We start from the raw sequence: 24673 nt of genomic DNA on the forward strand, positions 1-24673 counted from the left end.
AGTGGCTAGCGGGCTTTTCCGCCCTGCACTCAAGTGCGGGGCTACCAAGCTATCCCTTTGTGTGTAGGGGCGTCTTGACAGCGCCTTCGCGATTCCGGTTGTGGACTGCGTGAGAATTCCCCGACTTGAGTCGGGGGAGTGTCAAAAAGCACTTGGCGTGGATGCCGAGGCTTGTGTCGCCGTTTTTTAGTTAAGAAAAAGACGCGAGCTCTCGGAAAAAAGCGCGTAGAGTCGCAGAGCTCCTAGGATTGCCCCTTCCCTGGAGAGGGAGGATAAAGCAAGGCTTCCAGCTCCTGTAGAGCCTGCTCTAGATTGTCGTTGACGATCACGTAGTCGAATTCGTCTTTGGCATCCAATTCTTTGCGAGCCTGTTGCAGACGGCGTTGGATGCTGGCTTCAGAGTCTTGTCCGCGTTCGCGAATGCGGCGTTCGAGCTCTTCTAGCGAGGGAGGAGACAGGAAGATGCGAATGGCATCGGGACACTGTTGTCTCACCTGGCGGGCCCCGGCCAGTTCAATTTCCAGAAGCACATCCTGACCCTGGCTGAGTTTTTGGAACACGATCTCGCGGGGAGTGCCGTAAAAGTTACCTGCGTACTGGGCCCATTCCAACAACTCATCGGCTTCAATCAGGTTGAGGAACTCCTCGCGAGTGCGGAAGTAGTAGTTGACGCCTTCCTGTTCCCCAGGGCGGGGGGGGCGGGTGGTTACCGAGACAGAAAAGTACAGCTCAGGGTGGCGCTGGCGCAATTGGCTGACCAGAGTGCCTTTGCCCACCCCACTGGGCCCTGTCAAAACCACCAGGCGACCGCGAGTGGCAGGAGGCCGAGGGGCTTCCTGTTGCTGCAGGCACTCAGGGGGAGTTGGCGAGGAGAGCGTAGTGGAAGAAACTGCCATAGGCGGAGAGCGACAAAGGACGGCTGGACAGTTGGCTGGTTTGGTTTGTTTTAGGATATCTCACTCTCGGCCTCGCAGGCTGCTTGTGAGGCCCTTACTCAGGTTCCTCCGGCGCACCGACTTTGGCAGTAAGGAAGCGGTTGGCAACGGTTTCCGGCTGAATGGCCGAGAGGATGACGTGCCCGGAATCGGTGATGATTACGGCGCGGGTGCGGCGACCGTAGGTCGCGTCCACCAACTGGCCTCTTTCGCGGGCGTCGCTAATGATGCGTTTGATGGGAGCTGACTCAGGACTGACAATGGCGATAACGCGCCCGGCGGCGACGATATTGCCAAAGCCGATGTTGATTAGGCGAGTATCCATGGTTAATCAGCCAATCTAGCGCCTGTCCGGCCAGCAGCCTTCATCTGAATGCGCGGGACACCCCACCGTCTATACGGTGGGGAGCGATAGCGCCTAATATAACCAGCATGACCCAAGTCCTGACTATCTTCTGCAAGCTCAAGGTATCTGCCTCGCAAGCCACAAAGCTGGATGCAACTTTGGATGCCTTTGCCCAGGCCTGCCAACCAAAACACGCCAGAGAAGATAACCAACGCTCTTCAGCTTCAGTCTCTGAGCGACCGCGAAATCCATGCACGGTTTGGGCTGTCCAGCAACTTGGCTGTGCAGGTATGTAGGTCCATCCCCCCGTATACGGGGGGTGTGGAGGGCGGTTGGAGCCGGGTAGTTTACCCTTTTTCCCAAGAAAGTGCAGGTATTAGGCAGCAAGCCGTTCTATGGCTACTGGAAATGGCTTTCTCCTCAGAGAAGCAAAGCCTTGTCAACGTCTGCGCTGGCGACGAGGAGGCCCCTTGCGTTTGCAAATTCTCGGTGGCGTTTTGCTTAGCAAGGCTGGATTCCGCTTTTGAGCTCTAGAGCACGCCGTTGAAGGTAAAGCTGCCGCTGCCCAGCCGCTCCTGGCGATCGAAAACGCTGATGGTGAGTTGATGGGATCCCGTCTGGGTGACGGTAAAGCGGCTCTGGGGCAGGGTAAGCCCTGTTACGGTACAGGCGGTGGCTCCAACGAAGCAGCCGGGCAATTGGGAAGCGTCGAAAGCCCCTAGGGTTACAAAGTTGCCCAGGGGAGTGGTGACGGCAGCCAAGAAAGCGTTGGATCCGCGGATCCCGGCAGGAGCCTCGACGCGGAAGGAGACGACAAAGGTGGGGGTTTGCCCTACGGGGACGGTGCGGGGCGAGAGATCGGTGATGGTGAGAGAAGGAGGAGGGAGGGGCGTCGGCAGGGGCAGGGGGCTGCTGCTGGTCGTCTCCCCGCATCCCGCCAAAACGACGCCCAGGAGCCACAGCAGGGGGATCCGTCTGTTCAGGAGTTGGGCAGGCTGCATAGGTTTCCGTTACCTTCAAATGAGCTGGGTTGCAAGTCTTCTCTTGGCAGAAAGGGAGGGTTCCTCCTATCCTCCCCTGCCCAGGGCTTTGGCTCCATTGTGGCGGGAGGGTCTCGACGGAGCCAGTCCTTGGAAAGGAGAAAACCTGGCTAGAAGCAGCCTGAGCTCCTTCGCCTATTCCTCTTGCAGGAGCTTTTGGCAGGCATTGGCAATGGCCCAGTCTTCCTGGGCTGAGATGACCAACACCCGCACCGGAGCATCAGAGGTGCTGATGTCGCAGTTGCGCGGGGATCCGGCGTTGAGAACTGGGTCGATCTGGATCCCCAAAAAGCCTAGGTTGGCACAGGCTGCGGCCCGTACCGGCGCCGCGTTTTCCCCGATGCCGCCGGAGAAGACCAAAGCATCCAGCCGATCCAGGCTCATGAGCATGGCCCCAATCTGGCTGCGCAGGCGGTGGATGAAGAGGTTAAAGGCCAGCTCGGCGCGGGCATGGCCTGCCTGCATGGCTTCCAGGATCACTCGCATGTCGCTGCTGAGGCCGGACACGCCCTGCAAGCCCGATTCCCGGTTCAAGATCCGATCCAGCTCCTCCACGTCCATGCCCCGGCGCAACTGGTGGATGAGGATCCCCGGATCCACCGAGCCGGAGCGGGATCCCATCATCAGGCCCTCCAGGGGGGTGTAGCCCATGGTGGTGTCGACGCTGTGGCCCCCGCGAATGGCCGCCAGAGAACAGCCATTGCCCAGGTGGCAGGTGATGAGCTGCAGCTCTTCCAGGGGCCGGCCCAGGATCTCAGCGGCGCGGCGGGCGCAGTGCTCGTGGTTGATGCCGTGGAAGCCGTAGCGGCGGATCCCTTGCTCGGCCCAGGCGTAGGGAAGAGGATAGAGGGCGGCTGCCGCAGGCATCTGCTGGTGAAAAGCGGTGTCGAAGACAGCCACCTGCGGGATCCCAGGCAACAGTTGGCGCAGGAGGCGAATGCCCTCAAGAGCAGGGGGATTGTGAGCCGGTGCCAGGGGGCTTAGTTGCTCGATGGCCTGTTCCACCTCGGGCGTAATCAAGGTGGGCTGGCGATAGAGGGATCCCCCATGCACCACCCGGTGGCCAATGGCCTTGATCTCAGCCGCTGTGGCCAACGGGGATCCCTCCCCCTGCCAGAGGCTTTGAAAGAGGGGAGCCAAACCGCTAATGCCGGCTTCTGGGGCAAGGGGGGGAAAAGATTCCCAGGGGCCGCCCCGCCGCCGAGTTTGAATCAAGACTTGGCCGGACTGGTAGGCAAAGTCCACCTGCGCCTGCCAGAGGGGGGTGGCCTCCACCTTGCCCTCAACGGTTGCAAAGAGAGAGGACTTGAGGCTGCTGGAGCCGGCGTTGACGACCAGGATGGGCACGGGATCCCTCCTTTTATTCCAGGCTAGCTGGCCGTTTGCGCCTGCAGGGTTGGGAACTCAGGCAGTTTGCGCCTGGCGCACCAGGCCTGTGGCCGCCAGAGCAGCCAAGGCGCGATCCCGGTAGCGGGCGTAGCGCTCTTGTTTGCTGCGAACTTTTTGCCCCTCCAGCTCCGGCAGGAGGCCAAAATTGGCCGGCATGGGCTGGAAGTGCTTGGGATCGGCGCTGCTGATGAACTGGAATAGGGATCCCATCATCGTCTCCGGCGGCAGCGTGATCAAAGGCAGCCCCAGGGCCAGGCGGGCGGCGTTCTGTCCGGCCAGCCACCCTCCTGCCACGGCACAGGCGTAGCCTTCGGTGCCCACCAACTGGCCGGCAGCCAACAGCGTTGGCCGGCGGCGAAATTGCAACGTAGGCAACAGAAGCTGCGGCGAATTCAAAAAGGTGTTGCGGTGCATCACGCCAAAGCGGACAAACTCCGCCGCCTCCAGGCCAGGGATGAGGCGAAAGACCCGCTGCTGTTCTCCCCACTTCAAATTGGTTTGAAAGCCCACCAGGTTCCACAGCTTGCCCGCTTTGTCCTCCTGGCGCAACTGCACCACCGCATAGGGCCGCGATCCCGTGCGGGGATCCACCAGCCCCACCGGCTTCAGGGGCCCAAAGCGGAGAGTATCTTTGCCGCGGCGGGCCATTTCTTCAATGGGCAGGCAGCCCTCGAAAAACTTGCGCTCCTCCTTTTCAAAGTCTTTGAGGGGCACCTGCTCGGCCTCCACCAGCGCCTGCCAGAAGCGCTCGTACTCCGCCTCGGTCATGGGGCAGTTGAGGTAGGCCGCTTCCCCCTTGTCGTAGCGGGAAGCCTGAAACACCACCGCCCGGTTGAGGGAATCCCCGGTAACAATGGGGCTGGAAGCGTCAAAAAAGCTCAGGTATTCCAGGCCCGTAAAAGCTTGCAGCGCCTTAGCTAAGGGCTCGCTGGTCAGCGGGCCCGTGCAGAGGACGGCTATCCCTTCCGGGATCCCGGTCACCTCCTCCCGGCGCAGGGTGATGAGGGGATGGTTGGCGATGGCTTCCGTTAGGGCCTGGCTAAAGCGGGCCCGATCCACGGCCAGGGCTCCCCCTGCCGGCACGGCGTGGCGATCGGCGGTGGCGATGACCAGGGATCCCAGTTGGCGCAGCTCTTCCTTGAGCAGGCCTGCCGCCCGGTCGCTGGCTAGGGCCCCGAAGGAATTGCTGCACACCAGCTCTCCCAGTTGATCCGTGTGGTGGGCCGGGCTCTGCCGCACAGGGCGCATCTCCGACAGGATGACGGGCACCCCCAACTGGGCAATCTGCCAGGCGGCTTCTGTCCCCGCCAGCCCCCCACCCACCACATGGATGGGAGCTAGGGTCTCTGCTCGGCTCATGGAATGGGGCATCATGACCTCCCGCAACAGTCCTCAGGAAGCGAAAAAGGGGCCCTCGCTGGGCCAGAAGAGCAACCTCCCAAGGAGGTGACCTTGATGATCAGCATGGCTCAAGCTAGACGGTGTAGGGCAAGCGGTTGGAGAATAGGCCCCACCGATGGAGGCCAACCAGGCTGCTGCCCAACTCCTTGCCCGAAGAGGGCTACAGCTAGATGAAGGCGCTTCCCCACCCCTCCGTGGGCTCTCTTCCAGCCAGAGTTCCTCCCGTCCTGCAAATATGCCCACTCTCGACCAGGAACAACTCCAACAAGCCTACTTTTTGGCAAACGGCAAGCAGGACACTGCCCTGCGGCTTCAGGCGGCAAAATGGATGCGCAGGTAATCTTCCTCCATCTTGGCACGGGCCGGCTTCATGGCGGCCAGGGTCTGGGGCAACACCAGGTTGCGGCGGTGGTTGCCAATGCGGATGTTGAGCTCGTCGCCAGTTTTGCTCAGCTCCACCTGCTCTTTTGGGATCCCGGGCAAGTACAGATCCAGGCGGTACTGGCCGTTGTCGCTAGCCACGTTCATCGTCTGCTCGGCGTAGAACACCTCCGCCGGGTTGCGATCCCCCCAGAGATCCTTTTTCAGGCGGGCCAGGGCGTCCCACCCCACCAGCTCCTCTGGGTAAAGCGGGATCTCCACCACCGGCAGGGGGGCAAAGTTCTCGTGGATCTCCTGGCGATATTTCTGCTGGGCGGCCTTCCAGGCGGCAAAGTAGGGATCCACCACCCCTTCCGGCAAAATGCGGTTGGCAATCACCAAATCGGTGGCGACGCCGTAGAGGCTGAGGTAGGCATGGGCCCGCAGCGACTCCTTGATCACCATCTTTTCGGGGTTGGTGACTAGGCGCACCGAGGTGATGCGGTTGTCGGTGAGGATGCGCTCCAGCCGCTCGATCTTCTGGTAGAACTCGTAGGGGGCATCCAGCACCTGGTCATCCGGCAGGGGGATCCCGGTTAGCCCTTTTACAATCGGCTCGGCAATGGGGCGCAGCACCCGCGCCAACCCCTGCAAAGGTTTGTAGAACTTGCGCATGTACCAGCCGGAAACATCGGGCAGGCTCAAAAGGCGCAAGGCCGTACCGGTGGGAGCCGAGTCGATAATCAGCACATCAAACTTGCCCTCGTCGTAGTGGCGGTTGACCCGCACCAGGGCGAAGATCTCGTCCATCCCCGGCAGCACCGCCAGCTCCTGGGCCTGCACGCCATCCAGCCCGCGGGCCTGCAACACCTGCGTGATGTAGGTCTTGACGGATCCCCAGTTCAGCTCCAGCTCCTGCAGGGCGTCTAGCTCTGCTCCCCAGAGGTTGGGCTTGACCTCCACCGGCTCGTGGCCCAGGGGCTGGTCGAAACTGTCGGCCAAGGAGTGGGCCGGATCCGTGCTCAACACCAGGGTCTTCAGGCCGAGCTCGGCACAACGCCAGCCGGTTGCTGCCGCCATCGAGGTCTTGCCGACCCCACCTTTGCCGGTCATGAGGATGATGCGTTGCATGGGAGCGCTCTTTACGTTCTTTTACAGCTCTAGGCTAACCGATTTGCCCCTCTGCCCACAGCGGCCTGGAGGGCAGTTACCAGGTACACTATTGATTGCCTATGGCTGGCCAAGGAAGTAACGGCCAGAAAGCAAGCCTGTGAAGGCGGATGGGAGGTGTAAGATGATGCGTCGTTGGCCCAATCTGCTGCTGATTGCCATCCTCACATTGGGTCTGTGGCTGGGATCCCTTCCCGTCCAGGCGGCTGCCGCCTTGCCCCGAGAGCTGCAGCAGCTGGAGCAACAGGTGGAGCAGCTGCAGAGCCTGGTGGATGCCGAGGACTGGCTCGAGATCCGCTCCTACATTCACGGGCCGATGGGCCTGACCCGCAAGACCCTAACTAGCCTGGCAAACACCTTGCCCCAGCAGCAAAAGCGGGAGATGCTGCGCTTGGCCAAGGAGATGGGCCGCGGCTTGGAGCAACTGGACTTTGCCGCCAAAGCCTACGACCAGCCGGAGGTGGAGGTGGCCCAGGCCAAGGTGAGAAAGACGTTGCAAGAGCTGAAGGCCCTGTTTTCCCAGGCAGGGATCCCTTCATCCAGCTAAGGGAAAACGCTCCCGCAGATCTTGAACTACCGGCGGGGGCACCAGGTGATCGATGGGGCCGCCCAGCTTGGCCACCTCCTTGACCAGGCTGCTGCTGACGAAGCTGTGTTCGCTGGCGGTGGCAAGGAAAAGGGTTTCCAGCTCGGGGGCCAGCAGCTTGTTGGTGTGGGCCATCTGCAGCTCCACGTCAAAGTCGGACAAGACGCGCAAGCCGCGCACGATAACTTTTGCCCCCCGTTGGCGGGCATAAGCCACTGTCAAGCCGGAAAAAGTATCGACCTCAACGTTTTTTAGGTGGGCAACAGAAAGGCTAATCTGAGCCTGCCGCTGCTCCGGGCTGAACAGAGGGGTCTTGTTGGGGTTTTTCAAGACGGCGACGATCACCTTGGAAAACAGGCGGCTGGCCCGCTCGATGATATCGAGGTGCCCAAGGGTGATCGGGTCAAAGCTGCCAGGATAGAGGGCGATCATGGTCTAAGGGGAGTACCGCTTTTCCTTACCCTACCTGCTCTCGCGCCCAAGCCAAATAGGTTGCACTCACGTGGCTGGCCGGGATAGCCAGGATCTCCGGCTCCTGGTAGGGGTGGAGCTGCCGCAGCCGCTGTTCCAGGCGGGGATAAGCAGTGGAGGGCAATTTGAGCAACAGCAAAAACTCGGCCTCCCTCTGCAGGGATCCCTGCCAGCGGTAGTAGGAGGTGATCGGCGGCAGCACCTGGGCACAGGCCACATAGCGCTCGGCCACCAGAGTGTGTGCCAAACGATGGGCGTCGGCTTCGGATCCCACGGTGGTCATGACAACCGCCAGGGTATCGGGGGCGGTCTTTTCCTCCATCGGAAGCAAGCTCTAGGCGTCGACCTCCCCTGATCGTACCGCTGGATCCTCGGATCGCCATCCCAGTTGGGTCAAGCCCCCCGGAGCGGCGGTGTGGCCTTGGCAAAATAGGGCCGCCTTTGGTGCCAGCGCCAAGCTGTCTGCAGGATCTCGGCCAAGTCGGCATAGCGGGGCTGCCAGTTGAGATCCCGCTGGATGGCCGTGGCATCGCCCACCAAGCAGGGGGGATCCCCCGGTCGACGGGCTCCAACTTGCACCGGGATCTGTCTTCCAGTTACCGCTGCTGCCGTGGCGATCACCTCCTGAACAGAGAAGCCCTGGCCATTGCCCAGGTTGTAGGCTGCCTGCACAGGCTGGCCAGACGCCAGCGCTTCTAAGGCCAACACATGGGCCTGCGCCAGGTCGGCGACATGGATGTAGTCGCGGATACAGGTGCCATCGAGGGTGTCGTAGTCGTCGCCAAAAACAGTGATGTGGGGGCGTTGGCCGGCGGCGACTTCCAGCACCAGGGGGATGAGGTGGGTTTCGGGGTCGTGGGCTTCGCCGATTTCTCCGTCGGGATCGGCGCCGGCGGCGTTGAAGTAGCGCAGGCTGATAAACCGGATCCCGTGGGCGGTCTGGAAGTCCCGCAGCATCTGCTCCACCACCAGCTTGCTCTGGCCGTAGGGGTTGATGGGGCGCTGGGGGTGGGTTTCCGGGATCGGGATCTGCTCCGGCACGCCGTAGGTGGCACAGGTGCTGGAGAAGACAAGGTAGGGGATCCCGTGATCCCGGATGGCCTCCAGCAAGGTCAGGGATCCGGCCACGTTGTTGCGGTAGTATTTGCCCGGATCCTTGACCGACTCGCCCACGTAGGCATAGGCGGCAAAGTGAATCACCCCTTCGGGCCGATACTGCCGAATGACCTGATCCAGCCGCTGGCGGTCGGCAATGTCGCCGATTTCCAAAGGCCCCCAGCGAACGGCCCAAGGGTGGCCGTAAACCAGGTTGTCGTAGGCAATTGGCAGGTGGCCGTGGGCTGCCAGGGCCTTACAGGTGTGGCTGCCGATATAGCCCGCGCCGCCGGTAACCAGAAGCCGCATAGGTCAGGGGGAAGGAAATTCCTGTCTAGAATACAGCTACTCTTGCAGACCTTGGCAATGGCCCCGGCCTATTCCAGGAGCTGATGCCAATCCAGATGAGGCCGCCAGGCCTCTGCCAGACGATCCAGCAGTTCTTCGCGTTGCTGGGCATAGTGGCCGTCCAACTCCGGCAAGGGATCCCAGCCTTTTTGGCGGCGCAGCTCGTTTAGCCAGTGGCGCCGCCAGCGGTGGTTGTCGAAGAGGCCGTGCAGATAGCTGCCCCAGACCCGGCCTGTGGGATCCCGCCAGCCCAGGCCTTCTTGCTCGAAGATCGGCAGGCAGCCAGCGGGATCGGCCTGGGTGGATCCCTGATGGATTTCGTACCCCTGGACGGGAGCGGGGGCGGGCCAGCGGCTTTGCGTCTGCACCTGCTGGGTAACCTTGGTGGGTTGCAAGACAGTAGTCAGCGGCAGGAAGCCCAGCCCGGGGTAGGTGCCGGCAACTCCCTCTAGGCCGGCGGGATCGGCGATGGTTTGCCCCAACATCTGCAGCCCGCCGCAGATGCCGACGATGTGGCCGGAATAGAGGCGCAGTTGGTCGGCCAGGCCGGTCTTTTGCAATGCCAACAGATCCTTGAGGGTGGTTTTGCTGCCGGGCAGGATGACCACATCGGGGGATCCCAGGCTCTGGCCAGGGACAACCCAGCGCAGATGGACGCTGGGCTCTGCTAGCAAGGGGTCGAAGTCGGAGAAATTGGCCACCTGGGGCAGGCGAACCACGGCAATCTCCAGCCGGTCTCCCCGCCGGGGACGGCGAACTTCCCAGAGGTGGGGGCCGGCCTCCAGGCCCAGCGAATCTTCCTGCGGCAGCGCCCAGTCCAGCCAGGGCAGAACTCCAACCACGGGGATCCCGGTGTAGTTCTCCAGCCAATCCAGGCCGGGCTGCAGCAGCTCCCGTGCGCCGCGAAACTTGTTGATAACAATGCCGCGAATCAGGGCCCGCTCGGCCGGCTCCAGCAACTGCAGGGTGCCCACCACATGGGCCAGCGCCCCACCCCGGTCGATGTCCGCCACCAGCCAGGTGGGAGATCCCAGATGCAAAGCCACCCGCGTGTTGGCCAGATCCCGGTGTTTGAGGTTTACCTCCGCCGGGCTGCCTGCCCCCTCGCAGATAATCCACTCGTACTGCTGTTGCAAGCGGGTCAGGGCCGTTTTCACCGCCTCCCAGGCCGGCGCAAACCAGCGCTCGTAGTACTCGCCGGCGCGACAGGTATCTACTGCCACGCCGTTGAGGACGACCTGGGAAGTCAGGTTGCCCTGCGGCTTGAGCAAAATCGGGTTCATCTCCACCGCGGGCGGGATCCCGGCGGCCCAAGCCTGCAGAGCCTGCGCATAGGCAATCTCATGGCCCTCCGGGGTGACGTAGGCATTCAGCGACATGTTCTGGGCCTTGAAAGGGGCAACCTTCTTCCCCGCCTTTTTGAGAAGGCGACAGAGGGCAGCTACCAAAAGGGTTTTGCCCACGTGGGAAGAAGTCCCCACGACCATCAAGGATCGGCAAGCACTGCTCATTCGGCTCCCTTTCCCTCCCAGGCCGATTGTCCACCCTCTCCCCTAAGCCGACTGCGCTAGGTTGACGGATTGGCCCTCTGCTGGCCAAAGTCTTCGCGCCAGCAATGCAAAAAGCGTACCCTTGCGCCTAGCGGGAAGTTCCCGAATCAGCGAAGGGGAACTGCCCAAAAAAGCCTTCTGCTGTCTCAAGCAGACCTAGCCCAGCTTAAGACTGGGGCAGATGGATTCGAACCACCGAATGGCGGGACCAAAACCCGCTGCCTTACCGCTTGGCGATGCCCCAATTTACACTGCTTGACTACTTTAGCGATGCAACCTTGGATCTGTCAACGGGCTGCGGCCACCTCTCATCTCCTCAGGAACCAAGTTGGATCCTTTGCCGAGGTCAGGGTTGACCTCAAAAGGGTTGGGCAGAGGGGGAATGCGGGCCACCTCGAAGAAGTAGGCGCGGATCTCCGGCCCAAAGTAGATAACATCGCCACTCCTCAAGTAGTGGGTAGCTACCCGCGTGCCGTTGACGAACACCCCATTGGTGCTGGACTGCCCCTTGCGGTTGCCGTCGACTAGACAATACGTAAATCCTGTGCGATTGGACTTGGTGGGCACTCGCACCAAATAGGCGTGGCGGCGGGAGACGAAGCGGTTGACAATCTGGATGGCATTGGAGGGATCCCGTCCGATCGTGTAAATGCTCTCCCGCAGGATGTAGCTGCAGGGCCGCACAGGATGGCAGACGGACAGGGTGAACTCCGGGTGAGACACCGGCTGCTGCGGGACTTGGTCGAACAGATCCAACGGCAGATCGAAGTCCTGACTGCCGGACAGATGGCCTCTGCCCACTGCCGTAGTAGAGGTAAAAAAATCGTCGTAGCTCTGGGGCAACAGCGTTTCCTCCTCGACGCTCAACTACCTGCCCGGCAGCCTGGCTCTTCCAGTCCAACTCCCTGAACCCTAGAGTTCCCAGAAACTAGGAGACACCCAACATCCCCCCGGCGTTGGCGGGCTAGTGGAAAACTCATAGGCCTTAATGTACACTACTATACACCACAGGCAGCCTTGGAGATACTCCCTTTTCCTAAAAAAAATTGGAAAAATTGGGTTTGGGTTCAGGTCGGAGCTATTCCCGTTTTAAGGGATCCCTTGGGAGCCACAGCCTTGGCCGCGGGCGGGCTATTCTGGGTAGCAGGTTTGTAGCCTTGAGGTGTGGGTGTGACGGAGGCCCTGTTGCGTCGGTTAGATGTGGCCACAGAGGCGGCCCTGGAGGCAGGGGCTTTGCTGCGCAGTTACGTGGGGGGCACCCTTGCCATTGAGGAGAAACGTCCGGGCGACTTGGTAACAGCAGCGGATCGCGCTTCCGAGGAGCTTATCTTGAAAATCTTAAGGCGGCACTTCCCCGAAGATGTGATCTTGACGGAAGAATCCGGCCAGCAGGGATCCCCGCAGGGCGCCTACGCCTGGATGATCGATCCCCTCGATGGCACCACCAACTTTGCCCATGGCTATCCCTTTGCTGCCGTCTCTATTGGTCTGCTGGAGGGGCGGGAGCCGGTGCTGGGGGTGATCTACGACATCTTTCGCGGGGATCTCTTTCGCGCCGTACAAGGGATGGGCGCCACCCGCAACCGCCAGCCCATCCGCGTCTCTTCCACAACTGAACTCTCCCACAGCCTCTTAGTTACCGGCTTTGCCTACGACCGCCGCGAAACCCCCGACAACAACTACGCCGAGTTCTGCCACTTCACCCACCTCACCCAGGGAGTGCGGCGAGGTGGATCGGCTGCCCTGGACTTGGCCTACGTGGCCACCGGCCAGTTGGACGGCTATTGGGAGCGGGGCCTCTCCCCCTGGGACATTGCCGCCGGGATTGTCTTGGTGCGAGAGGCGGGCGGCAAGGTCACCGCCTACGATGGCAGCCCGGTGGATGTGTACAGTGGCCGCCTGCTGGCCAGCAACGGCTGGCTCCATGCTGCTCTCCAAGAAGAACTGGCCCAGGTCAGCCCCCTGCCGGTTTCCTTCCCGCTGCGGCGGAATCGCCAGCTCGGAGAGCGCAGCAGCTAAAGTCAAAGTCTACGTAAAGGCCAGCAAGTCATGGCGCTTTTGCAAAGCAAGGGAGGCAACTTAGTCGGGAAAAGACTCCGGCGTCGTTGTTGGGCGGCAGGGTTTGGCCTGGCGCTGCTCTTGGGGATCCCGGCCTACCCTCAGCCTGCCCCAAAGCCGACCCTGCCCGCTCCTGCCAGCGAGCGAGCACAGGTTCCCGATTCCCGTTGGGCCGAGATTCAGGCGCGGGGGCGCATCCGGGTTGGCCTGGATCCCAGCCTGGGCCCGGCTTACCTCTACACCGACCTGGAGCGGCAAACCTACGCCGGCTTCGAGTGGGATATCCTGGAGGCGCTTGCCCAGACGCTGCAGGTGCGAGTGGAGCCCGTCTATGTGGCTTGGAGCGAGCAGTTGGCGGCTTTGCAAGCGGATGAGGTGGATCTCATCTGGGGGGCGCGGGAAGCTTTGGGCTTGGATCCGCAGCAGTTTCTCGCCACCCGACCCTACTACCTCAGCCCGCAGCGCTTGGTGGTACGGGATCCCGGGCCAGAGGAAGCTCCCATTGAGGCGCTGTCGCAACTCTTTGGCCGCAAAGTGGGCATTGTAGTTAACAGTACGGGAGCCGCTCTGTTGGAGGCGTACAACGAGAGGCGGGGCAACGCCATTCGTCTTTTTGCCACCAGCAACCCGGATCGCTTGTTTGCCCAGCTCCAGGCTGGCCAGTTGGATGCGGTGCTCGTCGATCAGCCCGTTGCCGCCCTGAGCCTGCGCCAGGCGGGATCCCGGCTGCGCCTGGCGGGGCCGCCTCTGTTCCCGATTCCTTTGGTGGGCGTGGTATCCTCACAGCATCCTTCCCTGAAGGAAGCCGTGGATGGGGCGATCGCAGTCCTGACCGAAAACGGAACTTTGCAACGCATCTTGGAGAAGTGGCAACTATGGGATCCAACTCTGATGTCCCCCGCCTCACCCGAGGGCTAGCCCGCTACGAGACCGACCATTTCGCCATCTTGGGCGTGCCCCTCACCGCCGATGCCAAAGGGATCCGACGCGGCTACCTGCAGGCGGCCAAGGCTCTGCACCCGGATCGCTTTGTCGGGGATCCGGAAGGGGCAGAGCGGGCCAACGTCCTCTTCGCCAAGCTGGTCAGCCCGGCCAACGAGGTGCTGGCCAAGGAGCGAGAGCGGTCAGAATATGAGACTGTGCTCAAGCTGCGCGTTCAACGCCTGCTGGAGTCGCCACCCCCCGATCTGTGGCCCACTGGAGAAGCTGTCAAAGACCTGGCCGAGCGCGCCGATTGGCAGGAAGAATATGTCCGGCGGGTGGAGAAGCTGGCCAAAGAGCAATACAGCTCTATGGCCACCCTGCTGGAGAAAACCGAGCAGTTGAGCGAGCTCAACCTAGCCTACCTGCTGCTCAAGGCCGGCTACAAAGGGATCCCCGCCCCTGCTGCCAAAACCACCACCCCGACGGGGATCCCAACCCCTTCCCCCAGCCGCACCACCTTGGGCGGGATCCCGGCTGCTCCACCCACCGCTCCCCCTGTCCAGCCCGCCCCTCCTTCGCCCCCAACCCCGCAACTTAGCCCCGCTGAGACCCGTTTCCTGCAGGCGCTGGACATGATCGAGCGCAAGCAGTACCGGGTTGCCATCCAGTATTTAAACTTCGCCATCAGCGCCCAGCCCAACGTGGCCCGTTACTATCTGCACCGAGGTATCGCCCACCTCAAGCAGGGCAACGCTGGCATGGCCAAGGCCGACTTCCTGCAGGCGAGCCGCCTCGAGCCGGCCAACGCCGAGTTGATGGCCGAGGTGCGCCGCTGGCTGCAGCAGGTCACCACCCAACAGCCGGTTCCCGTTCCCTCGGCCAGCCGTCAGACCTCCCAGGCCCAGAAAATCGTGCCACCGCCGCGCAAAGAGGATAGCGGCGGCTTCTGGAGCCGCCTCTTCGGCAAGAAAAAGTAGGCCAAACTCCCCTCAGGAAGCGCCCCCCAACACCAGCAGCGTGACCAGGGATCCCGTATTCCAGAGGCTGTGCAACAGGATGGGGGCCAGCAGGTTGCGGCTGTGGCTGTACACCACCCCCAGCACCACCCCCAGCATGGTCAAAGGCAACAGATCGGAAAGGTTGAGGTGGGCAAGGGCAAAGGTGAAGGCGCTGAGCAAGATGGCAGCCCCCATCGGCAAGTAGCGGCTCAGCGTCGGCAGCCAAAAGCCCCGGAACAGCACCTCCTCAAAAACAGGGGCACAGACAGACACCACGGCCAAAAACACCAAGCGCGCCCCCCAGCCATGGCTCTCCAGCAGCAGAGGCAAGATGGGGTTCCCGCCCCCTGCCTGGGGCAGCAGCAACTGCGACAGCGCCGCTGCCAGCACCACCAAAGGCAGGGCCGCCCAGTAGCCGCCCAGGCCCCAGAGGATCCAAGGGCCCCACAGCCGCACCTGCAGCACCTTCTGCCAACCGGGATAGAGCCGAAGAAGCCGGTACAACAGCGCCGCCCCCAGCAGAGCGCCCGCATTGTAGGTGAGAAACAGGGCCACCGCCTGATGCCAAGGGCTGAGCTGCTGCGTCCCCAGGCCGAGCCCGACCGTGTAAAGGCGAGGCACCAGCGCATTGAGGAGAATGAAACCCAAAAACCAACCGGTCAGGACCGCCTGCGCCCCGATCCCCGGCCAAGGCACCTCCCACGGCGGGCCCACAAGAGGACGTTGGCGCCAGAAGCTCCAGCCCAGCCAGCCCAACAAGAGCACCAGCCCCAGCAGCGCCCCCAGCAGCGGGATCCCGCCCACCACCGCCAGCCGGAACAGGGCTGCCAAGGCCAATTTTTCCTGCTGCTGGTTGAGGGCATTGAGGCTGTCGCTGCGCTGTTGCAGCCGGTAGAGCTGCTGCAGGGCCACCGCCTCAAACCAACCGTCCAGGTGGTTGCGGATTTGCACCTCGGCCTCTGGCAAGATGCGCCGTGGCGTTCCCCACAGCCCTTGTAAAACCTGTGCCACCCTCTTCTGGCCGGATTCCAGCTCCAAGGGACGTTCTGGATCGACTACCTCTTGCCACTGCTGCTGGGCTGCCTCCAGATCCTCCTGGTAGACGTAGAGCAGACCCAGGCGCAGCCGCAGGGCGTCCAGCTCCGCCTGCAGATCCTGGACAGAAGCCAGGAGGACGGGATCCACTTCTTCTGGGGTTGAGGCCGGCCCCACCGCATCTGATACCCTGGCCAATTCGGGTTTGCCCCCTGCCGAGGAAGTCGCCCTTTCCAGCCGTGCCATCCGTTTGAGGCGCTGCAGGCGTTCGGCGTAGTTGTCGGCCACCTGCTGGTAGCGATTGTGGGCCAGCTCGAAAACGTTCTGCCCCAGCAGAGCCCGCGCCAGGTCCTGATAGCGGGGATCGTCGAGGGTGCGGGCAGCCTGCAGGGCGAGATTGGTTTGCAACAGATCCAACTGCGTTTGCGGCGGCGGCTGAAACCAACTGCTGGAAAGCGAAAGCCCGACAATCAAAAGGGCCAATAGGCTCAGCAGGTTGAGGATCCCTCGGCGAACAGAAAGCCAAGCGGAAAAGGGATCGACAGAGGCCGTGGCTTCAGAGGGAGACATGGCAGCAACCGAGGCAACTCCAGCGGGTTATATCCTAGCTTCTATTGGCTTCAGCCGGATAAAGGGGTCAGCGTCGCTCTAGCCAATAACGGTAGATGGGCAGACCCAACTGCAGGCACTGCCACTCCCGCTCGGTGGGAATGCCGAAGGGGTTGTCATCGATGGGCCCCTGGTAGGGATTCCAAAACTGCGGATGCTCTAGGAAACGATCGACCATCTCCTCGGCCACTTCCCGCACGTCCGACTGCAGGAAGACGGGGCTGCCCGGTTGCAGCAGCAGGGCCAGATCCGCCACCAGTCGCGGTTGGACGATCCGCCGCTTGTGATGGCGCTTTTTAAACCAGGGATCCGGAAATTGGATGGTGACCCGGCTGAGATCTCCCGGCGCAAACAGATGCCGCAGGGAGACGTTGATGTTGGCAAACAGAAAATGGACGTTATCCAGCCCCAGCTCGTCCCGCCAAGCATTGGCCCGCTCCACCAGCGGCTGTCGAATCTCTACCCCCAAAAAGTTCCAGTCGGGCTGCTCCTGGGCCATGCGCAGCAAAAAGCGTCCGCTCCCTGAGCCGATATCCAAATGCAAGGGCTGCCCCAGTCGCCGATACACCCGTTCCCAGTGGGGTGGGGGGGTGGGTTGTTGGTACTGAGCCTGCAGGGGGTTGACGTGTTGCCGCAGTCGCTGGCCGAGACCCTTCTGCAGCGGGATCCCTGTCCAGGGGGGAACAGAGGAGCCTTTCTCAAGTTGGGCCTGCTGTGCTCGCTGCACGTCCGCTTCCACAGACCACCTCCTGCCGTCAGCCACAGCCGTAGCGAACCCAACGGTGGATCCAAAACAAACGGGATCCGGCAGCCCAGCTCTACCACCGGATGCTGTCGATGACTTGCCGCAAGATGTGGGCAGAGCGGTGCAGTTGCTGCCGCTCGCTCTCGGTGAGGGACATGGCCAGCGTGCGCTCCACCCCTTGCCGACCGACCACTCTCGGCAAACTAAGGCAGACCTCCGGCAGGTCATATTCTCCCTGGGTGAGGCTGCTCACGGTTAAAACGCGCCGCTGATCCCGTACCAGGGCCTGGACAATTTGTGCCACCCCCAGACCAATGGCATAGCTGGTGGCCCCTTTGCGGCGGATGATCTCATAGGCGGCATTGCGCACCTGCTCGAAGATATCGCCCAAATGGGCGGGATCCCATTCCGGCGAGAGCTGGCCAATCGGCGTGCCGGCGATGTTCACCTTGCTCCAGACGGCCACCTCGCTATCCCCATGTTCGCCGATGATGTAGGCGTGCAGGCTGCGCGGATCCACCCCCAGCCTCTGGGCCAACAGATAGCGAAAGCGAGCCGTATCCAAAACCGTTCCCGACCCCAGCACCTGCCCCGCCGGCAGCCCCGCTAACTTCAGGGAAACATAGGTCATGACGTCAACGGGGTTGCTCACCACCAGGAAAATGGCGCTGGGGCAATGCTCCATCAGGGCCGGGATCAGGCTTTTGAAGATCTCGACGTTGCGGTGGACCAAATCCAAGCGGCTTTCTCCAGGCCGCTGCTTGGCCCCTGCCGTTAAAATCACCACATCAGACCCGGCGCAGTCAGCCAGCTCCCCTGCCCAGATCCGCGTCGGCTCGACAAAGGGGATCCCATGCACCAGATCCATCACTTCCCCTTCCAGCTTGGCGCGGTCGATGTCGTGGATCACCAGCTCATCGAGGGTGTTCTGGATAAGCATCGCGTAGGCGCAGGCCATGCCCACCTGCCCGGCGCCGATGATGGATCCCTTCAAAAGGCGGCGAGCAGTCAGCCCACCGGCTTGCTGCTCAAAGCGTGGCTTGGGTTGGTGCTCAGAAACGGTCATGGCTTCAGCCGCTGCACTTCCCTTCCCAGCTTAAGCCTGGCCAGGCGGAGAGAAAAAGAGCAGAGGGGCTATCGCTCCCCAGAGCAAGAAAGGCTGGAAGGGAAGAGAACTTCCGCCTTCCCGGTCGCCTCGGATCCCCGCGGGGTGAAGTGACTTTGAATGCAGCTCAGTAAGGGTTTTAATGGTTTTTTAAGAATTCTTGGGTAGACCTCAACTCCGTTGCTGGGTTAGCCGCTGCCAAAGCTCCAGAGGAATGCGCTCATGAGGACGTGGAAGAGACCGAATCTGAACCAGCTCTTCCGGCAAGTAGTGCAAAGCCACCCGCGCCGTTGCGTCTAAGAGACTGCGCCGCCGCTGGAGATGTTGCTCCGCTTCTCCCAAAAACACATCCAGCCAGCCATCTCGCTCTTGGCAGCGAATCCGCAAAGCAGAGAGAGAAGGTAGGGACTCTTGGCGATAGAGCCGGAAGCCCTGCTCAGGACTCCACCCCAGCCACCACTGGGGCGCCAATTGCCCCAACTGCCGACACCACACGCCCGCCTGAACCTGTTGCCATGTCATGCTCACCACTCCGCAACCTGCGAAGACCTAGCTGCAAATTTTTCCAACTACTTTAGCTAGGTACTCTACCAGACTCACTCGGTTTGATGCAAGTCTTTATCAAAGAGGAACCGATGTGTCATGGAATATATTGCAACTTAATCTCAATAGTGCTATACTGTCACCCGGTTGAGTGGTGGAGTCATATCCATCAGTCTTCCTCTCTTGTCTTGGACGCAGCAGGGATCCCGCGCCGGCGGAACTGGCCATCCTGCGCTTGGCAGGGATCCCTTTTTCTCCACAAAGTTAATGAGACTAAATATCAATTAATGGGAGAGGGGGAGGTTTTCCGCCAACATCGTGTTGAAGTAGGAGGTAGCAGTCGAGGGTGATCGCGCTTGCGTCGGCGGGCCAGCAAGCGAAAGCGGCGTGAAGCGCTGGGGAAGTATCTTGAGCTATTTGGAATGGCTACCAATCCTCTAGAAAGTAAGGAGATAAACGGATGTTTTCGGAACAAGCTAGCTGTTCCGTCTTTGTTTTGTTCTCTAAAAAATGATGTTGGAAGAAGATTAAAATCTGGAGAAAGGAATTGAACCAGATGCGAGTTATCGATTAGAATCTAGATGGCGTTAACGCTAACCGCGACGAAGAGATCGGAGAGGGGAAATCTAACATCCTCTCTCCTTTTTCTGTGGAATTCCTTCCAACTCTATCTCCCGTCTCCCAAGAAGTAGGGATCCCTTAAGCCAAACTAAAGGGTTGCGCCTCGGTCTTGCAGCCATTGGGCAGCTAGCCTGTGCTGACGTTTCTGGGCATAGGCGAGGGGAGTGTGTCCATCGTGATTGCGGGGGTTTAATTCGGCCCCATTTTCCAACAGCAGCTCTAGGATCTGGATATGCCCTTCCCAGGCAGCCCAGTGCATGGGTGTCGCCCCGAAGCGGTTGCGCGCGTTGACATCGGCCCCGTACAAAATGAGAAAGCGAGCGATGCCCAAGTGTCCTTGTGTGGCCGCCTCGTGCAGAGGAGTTCGCCCCGTCTCATCAACGGCATCCACCGGTGCCCCCTTGGAGAGCAAGCGGGCGAGAACGCTTTTCCTACCCGTAGCTGTAGCCCAGTGGAGAACGCCACAGGTTTTTGCCCCTTTTTGGATCAGCAGACCAATAACTTCTGCCTGATCGGTTAGGGCAGCCCGATGGAGAGGAGTGTATCCATAGCGATCTAGCAGATCGATATCGCTGCCTGCCTTGAGAAGCCGCTCCACCACTTCCACCTGGCCGCTGGCAGCAGCCAAATGGAGCGGCGTAGCCCCTGTGGAATCCATCGAGTCGACGGAAGCGCCATAAGCCAAAAGCAAGTCCAACAGCTCCAGATTGCCGATGAGTACTGCTTTGTGAAGCGGGGTGAACCCCTGCGAATCGGGAGCATTCACATCTCCCCCTTGCTGCAAGTAAGCCAGCAATCCTTGCGGGTCTTCATTGGCAAGGGCGCGGTGCAGTGCTTCGCTCATAGTCACTCAGAAATAGGACTTAGAGACAGCTAAAAGTACTTTGAGAACAGTTAGGAGTAGAGTTAGGCAAAGTCTGGAATTTACAACTTGGGCAAAGTCTAGCACTGGATCCCTGCCTCTGAGGTAGCTGTGCGAAGAGATGCCTCTTAGCGCTCAGTCAGAATGGTCAATGCAGCACCATGCCTCAACATGAGAATGATTCTCTACTAGATTGGATCTAAATTGCATGAGCGCCGAGGGGATCCCTTGGTTCAGCCCAGGTTGGCATGGCATGATCGGCGTAGCTCCGAGCCAGAGCTGACTCTTCGCCCAGGTTCAGCAGCCCCTCACCCTCTCTTCTGCTGCCGCTCATGGACTACTATGCAATCCTGAACCTCTCTCCCCAAGCGAACAGCGAAGATATCAAGCGAGCCTTTCGCCGGTTGGCGCGGCAGTTTCACCCCGATGTGGCAGGAGAGGGATCCCGAGAACGATTTGAGCAGATCTACCAGGCCTACCAAGTGCTGAGCAACCCTGAAGAGCGGCGGCGCTACGACGCCCAACGACACTCTCCACCCAGTTCTGTGAGGGGGGAAAGGCGCGTGGTTGTACGCACCACTGGGTCAGGCTCCATCTCAGCAGAACCACCGGCTCGGGAATCCCTTGAGGCAGGGATTGCCCGCGTCAAGGCGGCTTGGCGCGAGCGTAAGTTGCCCACGGCAGTGGCTCTGGCGGAGGCGCTGCTGAAGCGGTTTCCCAACTCCAAGGAAGCCATCCACATCTTGGCTTTGGCCTATCAGCGCTTCGGCAATCATTTAATCTGCGAGGGTCGCTACCAGCAGGCAGAGGCTTACTTGAGAAAAGCTTTGGCCACAGAGCCACACAACCGCGAGTTGGCCTTTGAAATCTGGCGAGACTTGGCCCGTCTGGGCATCCGGGAGGGATCCGGCTAGCTGCCTGGCGTTGCCAGTCTCAACTGCTGGGCCGCCCACTGCCGCAGCTGTTGGCGGCTGACTTTGCCCTGGGCGTTGCGCGGGATCCCGGCACACCATAGCCATTGCTTAGGGTGCTTGAAGGGGCTCAGTTGTTGGCTCAGGTGTTGCTTTAGGTGCCTCTCCAGCTCTACGGGGAGGGCAGGGATCCCAGCCTTGGGCACGGCCACCGCCACCACCTGCTGGCCCCACTCGCCGTCGGGCAGGCCGAGCACGCACACATCCTCCACCCAGCCGCTGGCCCGGATCTCCCCTTCTACCTCGGCCGCCATCACCTTTTCCCCGCCGGTCAGGATCAGGTCGTCGGCGCGGCCCAGCCAGTAGAGATAGCCGTCTGAGTCCAGATAGCCCCAATCTCCAGGGGTGAAGCCCCGCTGTTGCCACTTGCCCAGGCCATCAGCCTCCCTCGCCAAAGGGTAGTAGCCCAGCGCCAGGGATTCCGCCCACACGTGGATGTGGCCCGCCGTCTGGGCGGGCAAGGGATCCCCTGCTTCGCCGCGGATCTCCAGGGTGGCGTGGGGCAGGGGCCGCCCCAGGCTATCGCTCCCCTGCAAAAAGGCTTCCGGCAGGAGCGTACACACCTGGGAGGCGCTTTCGGTCATGCCATAGGTGAGGGCCAAGGGCAGGTGCAGTTGCCGGGCCTGTTGCCGCAAACTGGGCCAGGTGGGGCCGCCGCCAACCAGAATGGCTCGAAACTGGCGCAGGCTCTCCAAGACTCCCGGCTGGGCGTTGAGCAACAGCCGCTGCAACTGGGTGGGCACCAGCGACAGAAAGCTGCCCGGCAAAGGCGGATCCCAGGCCTCGGCCTGCTGCTGTCGTTTCCAATCCCAGACAATCCACTGGCCGCCGCTCAGCCAGGAACGAACAGCTTGCATCAGGCCGCTGACGTGGTACAGGGGCAGGACACAATAGCTATGGACGCAATCCACGCTGAAGTGCTGCTGGTGGGCTCTGGCAGAGGCGCTGAGGGTACGCCAGGAGTGCACTGCCCATTTCACCTGGCCGCCGGAGCCACCGGTAGGGATCCCGATTACTGGCCAATCGGCGCTGGGTAGGATCTGTTGCCAATGCTGCAGAGGGGGGTGGGAGGAGGCAGAACCCTCCTGCAACTGCCCTCGCCGCCAGCGCCAAGCGGATCCCAGGCTGGCCAGAGCCTGCCCCCACTCTCGTCCTCCCCAGTGGGGATTGGCCAAGAAGAGGGGGATCCCCAGGTGTTGGCAGGCCAAAACGGCAGCCCACACTTGCAGCGGATCCGAGTCTGCCACCAACAGGGGAACGGCCTTGTCCGCCAGAGGGCGCAGTTGCTCTTCCAGCCCAGCCAGACACTCCTTCAAAGCGGGAGAGCAGTTGTGGTTGGGAAACATCTTTCGGCAAGTTCGGGCGGGACAGTTGCAGGTTCAACGAAGCGATCAAAGCGATCAAAGAGCAAGCCATAGCCGTGGAGACTTGACCCTCCACCGAGGCAATTGGGGGCGTCCCCTGTACCTTCGTTGTTTTGACTTTTGGCAGGGATCCCCCCGGGCAAGGTGAGGAAGAGTTTGGGCTTGGCTTATCATGATCTAGGTTTGAAGTAGGAGGCCTAGGTTGTGATCGAGCCAATTTTGCTGGGGATCGTTTTGGGGATGGTGCTGGTTACCTTGGCAGGCCTGTTTGTGGCCGCCTACAGACAGTATCAGCGCGGCAATAAGATGGGTCTGTGAAAGCCAGGGAGGAAAAAGCTGGCACCAAACCGTCGGCAAGAGAGTGGCTCAGCAGGTGAGGTGGCATGGCGATGCAGTGGCTGCGCACGGTGGCGGCTTTGCGGGAGCAGGTAGCGAGCTGGCGGGGATCTACCATAGGCCTGGTGCCAACGATGGGATCCCTGCACGAAGGACATCTCAGCCTAATTCGCCGCTGCCGCCAAGAGTGTGACCACACGGTGGTCAGCATCTTTGTCAACCCCCTCCAATTTGGCCCCAACGAAGACTGGGATCGCTACCCCCGCGACGAGGAAGGGGATCGGGCTCTGTGTGAAGCCGCGGGCGTGGATGTGGTGTTTGCCCCCGACCCGCAGGAGATGGGGGCCGACCCGGCCACTGCCGGCGATCGCACCTGGGTCATGCCTCCTGAGTCCCTTTTGCAGACCCTCTGCGCCCCCCACCGACCGGGGCATTTTCGCGGCGTGGCCACCATTGTGCTGCAACTGCTAAACCTGGTGCAGCCGCAGCGGGCCTATTTTGGCCAAAAGGATGCCCAGCAACTGGCAATTATCCAGCGGCTGGTTCAAGATCTGCAAATTCCCACCACCATTGTCCCTTGCCCCACCGTGCGAGAAGCCGACGGCCTTGCCTACAGCTCCCGCAACCGCTACCTTTCGGCAGTGGAGCGGCAGGTGGCCGCCAGCCTGTACCGCGCCCTGCGCCGAGGTTACGACCACTGGCAAGCCGGGGATCCCTCCGCCGAAGGGATCCTGGCCGCCGCCCGTGCTGAGCTGGAGCGCACCCCCGAGCTGCGCGTGCAATATCTGGAATTGGTGGATCCGCAAACCCTCCAGCCCCTATCGGAGGTGAAAGATAAGGGGCTACTGGCCATCGCCGCCTATGTAGGGCAAACTCGCCTCATCGACAACCTGCTCCTTTCCCCGGAAGGGGTGGATCCCTTGCCCCAAGAACAGCAGAGTGCAGTGCCTCCTTCCCCGAAAAGGGGGCGTCGCCCGCTGATTGCCATCGACGGCCCGGCAGGGGCCGGGAAGTCCAGCGTAGCGCGGGCAGTGGCCGCTCAACTGCAGCTCTTGTACCTGGATACGGGGGCGATGTACCGGGCCATCACCTGGCTGGCGCTGCAGCGGGGGATCCCGTTGGACGACGCCGAGCAACTGACCCAACTGGCTGCCCAAACCCAACTAACCCTACAAAGTGGCCCCTCGGCCGACGAACCCACCCGCATCTGGGCCGACGGTGAGGAAGTTACCCAGGCCATTCGTTCCCCAGAGGTGACCCGCTGGGTTTCTCAGGTGGCGGCAGTGCCGGGGGTACGGCAGGAGCTGGTGAAGCGGCAACGCCTCATTGGACGGGATGGGGGGGCCGTCCTGGAGGGGCGAGATATCGGCACCCATGTTTTTCCTGATGCCGAGCTGAAAGTCTTTTTGACCGCCTCGGTGGGGGAGCGGGCCCAGCGCCGGCAACACCAACTGCAAGCCCAAGGACAAGTGGTGTCCCTCGAAGAGTTAAAAGCTCAGATCGAGCAGCGGGATCGCCGCGACAGCGAGCGGCTTATCTCTCCCTTGCGGCCTGCCCCCGATGCCATTCTGATCGACACGGATCACCTGAGCCAAGCTGAGGTGGAAGACAAAATTGTGAGGCTGTACCGGCAGCTTTTGGAGCGATCCGGGGCAGCCCATTTCGATATTATCTGAAGTTATCTGAACCCTGAAGATTTTCTCAAGCTTGCGAGATGGGGCCAATTCAATTCTGAGGTGTTGAGCCTTGGGGGGGCGATGCGCTTGGCCAGAACCGCTAAGGTAGGAATCCTGTTGACGAAGAGATACTGG

Annotated in this window: 24 protein-coding genes, 1 tRNA gene and 1 pseudogene; 8 read left to right on the forward strand and 18 right to left on the reverse strand. The window is 61.4% G+C overall.

All coding sequences use genetic code 11. From position 1 onward, the window contains the following. Positions 1 to 242 precede the first annotated feature (242 nt). Both gmk and remA read right to left on the reverse strand, forming a co-directional pair. A complete protein-coding gene (gmk, locus tag NW848_RS14115; protein ID WP_011431478.1) occupies positions 243 to 896 on the reverse strand; it encodes a guanylate kinase in 654 nt (217 codons plus the stop codon). Between the two features lie 94 nt (positions 897 to 990). Beyond that, positions 991 to 1260: an extracellular matrix/biofilm regulator RemA gene (remA, locus tag NW848_RS14120; protein ID WP_011431477.1), complete on the reverse strand. Its 270-nt coding sequence runs from the start codon at positions 1258 to 1260 to the stop codon at positions 991 to 993. Between the two features lie 107 nt (positions 1261 to 1367). On the opposite strand from remA, the pseudogene NW848_RS14125 reads away from it, so the two are divergent. Then, positions 1368 to 1584 (forward strand): annotated as a pseudogene (locus NW848_RS14125) (RNA-guided endonuclease TnpB family protein); the annotation flags it as partial. Positions 1585 to 1811: 227 nt separating this feature from the next. Here the strand turns inward: NW848_RS14125 and NW848_RS14130 are convergent. The 4 genes from NW848_RS14130 to NW848_RS14145 all read right to left on the reverse strand — a co-directional run bounded on the left by NW848_RS14130 (position 1812) and on the right by NW848_RS14145 (position 6602). Further along, positions 1812 to 2282, reverse strand: a complete 471-nt coding sequence (locus NW848_RS14130; RefSeq protein ID WP_099812725.1) for a hypothetical protein — start codon at positions 2280 to 2282, stop codon at positions 1812 to 1814. 174 nt (positions 2283 to 2456) lie between these two features. Continuing rightward, entirely contained in the window at positions 2457 to 3668 is a 1212-nt protein-coding gene (locus NW848_RS14135; protein ID WP_099812726.1) for an acetate kinase, read from the reverse strand. A 57-nt stretch (positions 3669 to 3725) separates the two neighbouring features. Continuing rightward, positions 3726 to 5081: an FADH(2)-oxidizing methylenetetrahydrofolate--tRNA-(uracil(54)-C(5))-methyltransferase TrmFO gene (trmFO, locus tag NW848_RS14140; protein WP_414347011.1), complete on the reverse strand. Its 1356-nt coding sequence runs from the start codon at positions 5079 to 5081 to the stop codon at positions 3726 to 3728. A 342-nt stretch (positions 5082 to 5423) separates the two neighbouring features. Then, positions 5424 to 6602, reverse strand: a complete 1179-nt coding sequence (locus tag NW848_RS14145) for a TRC40/GET3/ArsA family transport-energizing ATPase (protein WP_414390718.1) — start codon at positions 6600 to 6602, stop codon at positions 5424 to 5426. Between the two features lie 163 nt (positions 6603 to 6765). On the opposite strand from NW848_RS14145, the gene psbQ reads away from it, so the two are divergent. Beyond that, positions 6766 to 7188, forward strand: a complete 423-nt coding sequence (gene psbQ / locus NW848_RS14150; protein ID WP_414508987.1) for a photosystem II protein PsbQ — start codon at positions 6766 to 6768, stop codon at positions 7186 to 7188. On the opposite strand, the gene coaD is transcribed toward psbQ, so the two are convergent. From coaD to NW848_RS14180, 6 genes are all read right to left on the reverse strand, one after another. After that, complete coding sequence (gene coaD, locus NW848_RS14155) at positions 7177 to 7659, reverse strand: pantetheine-phosphate adenylyltransferase (protein ID WP_414401744.1); 483 nt, start codon at positions 7657 to 7659, stop codon at positions 7177 to 7179. The two genes, psbQ and coaD, sit on opposite strands and share 12 nt — an antisense overlap. A gap of 25 nt (positions 7660 to 7684) precedes the next feature. Then, the gene (gene cutA / locus NW848_RS14160; RefSeq protein WP_414401745.1) at positions 7685 to 8020 is read right to left on the reverse strand and encodes a divalent-cation tolerance protein CutA; all 336 of its coding nucleotides are present in this window, start codon (positions 8018 to 8020) and stop codon (positions 7685 to 7687) included. A gap of 71 nt (positions 8021 to 8091) precedes the next feature. Continuing rightward, the gene (galE, locus tag NW848_RS14165) at positions 8092 to 9102 is read right to left on the reverse strand and encodes a UDP-glucose 4-epimerase GalE (protein ID WP_414508986.1); all 1011 of its coding nucleotides are present in this window, start codon (positions 9100 to 9102) and stop codon (positions 8092 to 8094) included. A gap of 68 nt (positions 9103 to 9170) precedes the next feature. Continuing rightward, a complete protein-coding gene (locus NW848_RS14170; RefSeq protein WP_414508985.1) occupies positions 9171 to 10652 on the reverse strand; it encodes a cobyric acid synthase in 1482 nt (493 codons plus the stop codon). A 211-nt stretch (positions 10653 to 10863) separates the two neighbouring features. Further along, positions 10864 to 10935: transfer RNA gene (locus NW848_RS14175), tRNA-Gln, on the reverse strand. A gap of 20 nt (positions 10936 to 10955) precedes the next feature. Continuing rightward, positions 10956 to 11558, reverse strand: coding sequence for an FHA domain-containing protein (locus NW848_RS14180; RefSeq protein WP_228375359.1), 603 nt, complete (start codon positions 11556 to 11558; stop codon positions 10956 to 10958). Positions 11559 to 11855: 297 nt separating this feature from the next. Here NW848_RS14180 and NW848_RS14185 point away from each other — a divergent pair, with 297 nt between their 5' ends. Genes NW848_RS14185 through NW848_RS14195 form a run of 3 tightly spaced genes read left to right on the forward strand, consistent with a single transcriptional unit; the run spans position 11856 to position 14650 of the window. Next, entirely contained in the window at positions 11856 to 12710 is an 855-nt protein-coding gene (locus tag NW848_RS14185) for an inositol monophosphatase family protein (RefSeq protein ID WP_414402515.1), read from the forward strand. Between the two features lie 30 nt (positions 12711 to 12740). After that, complete coding sequence (locus tag NW848_RS14190) at positions 12741 to 13667, forward strand: ABC transporter substrate-binding protein (protein WP_414402514.1); 927 nt, start codon at positions 12741 to 12743, stop codon at positions 13665 to 13667. After that, positions 13625 to 14650, forward strand: coding sequence for a J domain-containing protein (locus NW848_RS14195; RefSeq protein WP_011431456.1), 1026 nt, complete (start codon positions 13625 to 13627; stop codon positions 14648 to 14650). Before NW848_RS14190 ends, NW848_RS14195 begins: the two co-directional genes overlap by 43 nt. 12 nt (positions 14651 to 14662) lie before the next feature. On the opposite strand, the gene NW848_RS14200 is transcribed toward NW848_RS14195, so the two are convergent. From NW848_RS14200 to NW848_RS14220, 5 genes are all read right to left on the reverse strand, one after another. Beyond that, positions 14663 to 16276 carry a CPBP family intramembrane glutamic endopeptidase gene (locus NW848_RS14200; protein ID WP_011431455.1) on the reverse strand — a complete coding sequence of 538 codons (1614 nt, stop codon included), beginning with the start codon at positions 16274 to 16276 and terminating at the stop codon, positions 14663 to 14665. Positions 16277 to 16343: 67 nt separating this feature from the next. Further along, positions 16344 to 16976, reverse strand: a complete 633-nt coding sequence (gene trmB / locus NW848_RS14205; protein ID WP_041439245.1) for a tRNA (guanosine(46)-N7)-methyltransferase TrmB — start codon at positions 16974 to 16976, stop codon at positions 16344 to 16346. Between the two features lie 157 nt (positions 16977 to 17133). Then, positions 17134 to 18054: an L-lactate dehydrogenase gene (locus NW848_RS14210; RefSeq protein ID WP_414402519.1), complete on the reverse strand. Its 921-nt coding sequence runs from the start codon at positions 18052 to 18054 to the stop codon at positions 17134 to 17136. A gap of 282 nt (positions 18055 to 18336) precedes the next feature. Further along, positions 18337 to 18687: a hypothetical protein gene (locus tag NW848_RS14215; protein ID WP_011431451.1), complete on the reverse strand. Its 351-nt coding sequence runs from the start codon at positions 18685 to 18687 to the stop codon at positions 18337 to 18339. 730 nt (positions 18688 to 19417) lie between these two features. Continuing rightward, positions 19418 to 20173 carry an ankyrin repeat domain-containing protein gene (locus NW848_RS14220; protein WP_099812733.1) on the reverse strand — a complete coding sequence of 252 codons (756 nt, stop codon included), beginning with the start codon at positions 20171 to 20173 and terminating at the stop codon, positions 19418 to 19420. 350 nt (positions 20174 to 20523) lie between these two features. On the opposite strand from NW848_RS14220, the gene NW848_RS14225 reads away from it, so the two are divergent. Continuing rightward, a complete protein-coding gene (locus tag NW848_RS14225; protein ID WP_011431449.1) occupies positions 20524 to 21105 on the forward strand; it encodes a DnaJ domain-containing protein in 582 nt (193 codons plus the stop codon). On the opposite strand, the gene NW848_RS14230 is transcribed toward NW848_RS14225, so the two are convergent. Further along, complete coding sequence (locus NW848_RS14230) at positions 21102 to 22508, reverse strand: 2-succinylbenzoate--CoA ligase (RefSeq protein ID WP_011431448.1); 1407 nt, start codon at positions 22506 to 22508, stop codon at positions 21102 to 21104. The genes NW848_RS14225 and NW848_RS14230 overlap by 4 nt on opposite strands. Positions 22509 to 22730: 222 nt before the next feature. Here NW848_RS14230 and petG point away from each other — a divergent pair, with 222 nt between their 5' ends. Together petG and NW848_RS14240 are read left to right on the forward strand one after the other, a co-directional pair. Beyond that, on the forward strand, positions 22731 to 22844 hold the full coding sequence (gene petG, locus NW848_RS14235) for a cytochrome b6-f complex subunit V (RefSeq protein WP_011431447.1): 114 nt from the start codon (positions 22731 to 22733) through the stop codon (positions 22842 to 22844). Between the two features lie 71 nt (positions 22845 to 22915). Beyond that, positions 22916 to 24538 (forward strand): bifunctional pantoate--beta-alanine ligase/(d)CMP kinase, encoded by a 1623-nt coding sequence (locus NW848_RS14240; protein ID WP_011431446.1) that lies wholly within the window; start codon positions 22916 to 22918, stop codon positions 24536 to 24538. Positions 24539 to 24673 lie beyond the last annotated feature (135 nt).

The organism is Synechococcus sp. RC10A2, from assembly GCF_047502605.1.

Coding starts and splice junctions, on each gene's coding strand:
- gmk (WP_011431478.1), bottom strand. CDS start 896: ATGGCAGTTTCTTCCACTACGCTCTCCTCGCCAACTCCCCCTGAGTGC.
- remA (WP_011431477.1), bottom strand. CDS start 1,260: ATGGATACTCGCCTAATCAACATCGGCTTTGGCAATATCGTCGCCGCC.
- NW848_RS14130 (WP_099812725.1), bottom strand. CDS start 2,282: ATGCAGCCTGCCCAACTCCTGAACAGACGGATCCCCCTGCTGTGGCTC.
- trmFO (WP_414347011.1), bottom strand. CDS start 5,081: ATGCCCCATTCCATGAGCCGAGCAGAGACCCTAGCTCCCATCCATGTG.
- NW848_RS14145 (WP_414390718.1), bottom strand. CDS start 6,602: ATGCAACGCATCATCCTCATGACCGGCAAAGGTGGGGTCGGCAAGACC.
- psbQ (WP_414508987.1), top strand. CDS start 6,766: ATGATGCGTCGTTGGCCCAATCTGCTGCTGATTGCCATCCTCACATTG.
- coaD (WP_414401744.1), bottom strand. CDS start 7,659: ATGATCGCCCTCTATCCTGGCAGCTTTGACCCGATCACCCTTGGGCAC.
- cutA (WP_414401745.1), bottom strand. CDS start 8,020: ATGGAGGAAAAGACCGCCCCCGATACCCTGGCGGTTGTCATGACCACC.
- galE (WP_414508986.1), bottom strand. CDS start 9,102: ATGCGGCTTCTGGTTACCGGCGGCGCGGGCTATATCGGCAGCCACACC.
- NW848_RS14170 (WP_414508985.1), bottom strand. CDS start 10,652: ATGAGCAGTGCTTGCCGATCCTTGATGGTCGTGGGGACTTCTTCCCAC.
- NW848_RS14190 (WP_414402514.1), top strand. CDS start 12,741: ATGGCGCTTTTGCAAAGCAAGGGAGGCAACTTAGTCGGGAAAAGACTC.
- NW848_RS14195 (WP_011431456.1), top strand. CDS start 13,625: ATGGGATCCAACTCTGATGTCCCCCGCCTCACCCGAGGGCTAGCCCGC.
- NW848_RS14200 (WP_011431455.1), bottom strand. CDS start 16,276: ATGTCTCCCTCTGAAGCCACGGCCTCTGTCGATCCCTTTTCCGCTTGG.
- NW848_RS14215 (WP_011431451.1), bottom strand. CDS start 18,687: ATGACATGGCAACAGGTTCAGGCGGGCGTGTGGTGTCGGCAGTTGGGG.
- NW848_RS14220 (WP_099812733.1), bottom strand. CDS start 20,173: ATGAGCGAAGCACTGCACCGCGCCCTTGCCAATGAAGACCCGCAAGGA.
- NW848_RS14225 (WP_011431449.1), top strand. CDS start 20,524: ATGGACTACTATGCAATCCTGAACCTCTCTCCCCAAGCGAACAGCGAA.
- NW848_RS14230 (WP_011431448.1), bottom strand. CDS start 22,508: ATGTTTCCCAACCACAACTGCTCTCCCGCTTTGAAGGAGTGTCTGGCT.
- NW848_RS14240 (WP_011431446.1), top strand. CDS start 22,916: ATGCAGTGGCTGCGCACGGTGGCGGCTTTGCGGGAGCAGGTAGCGAGC.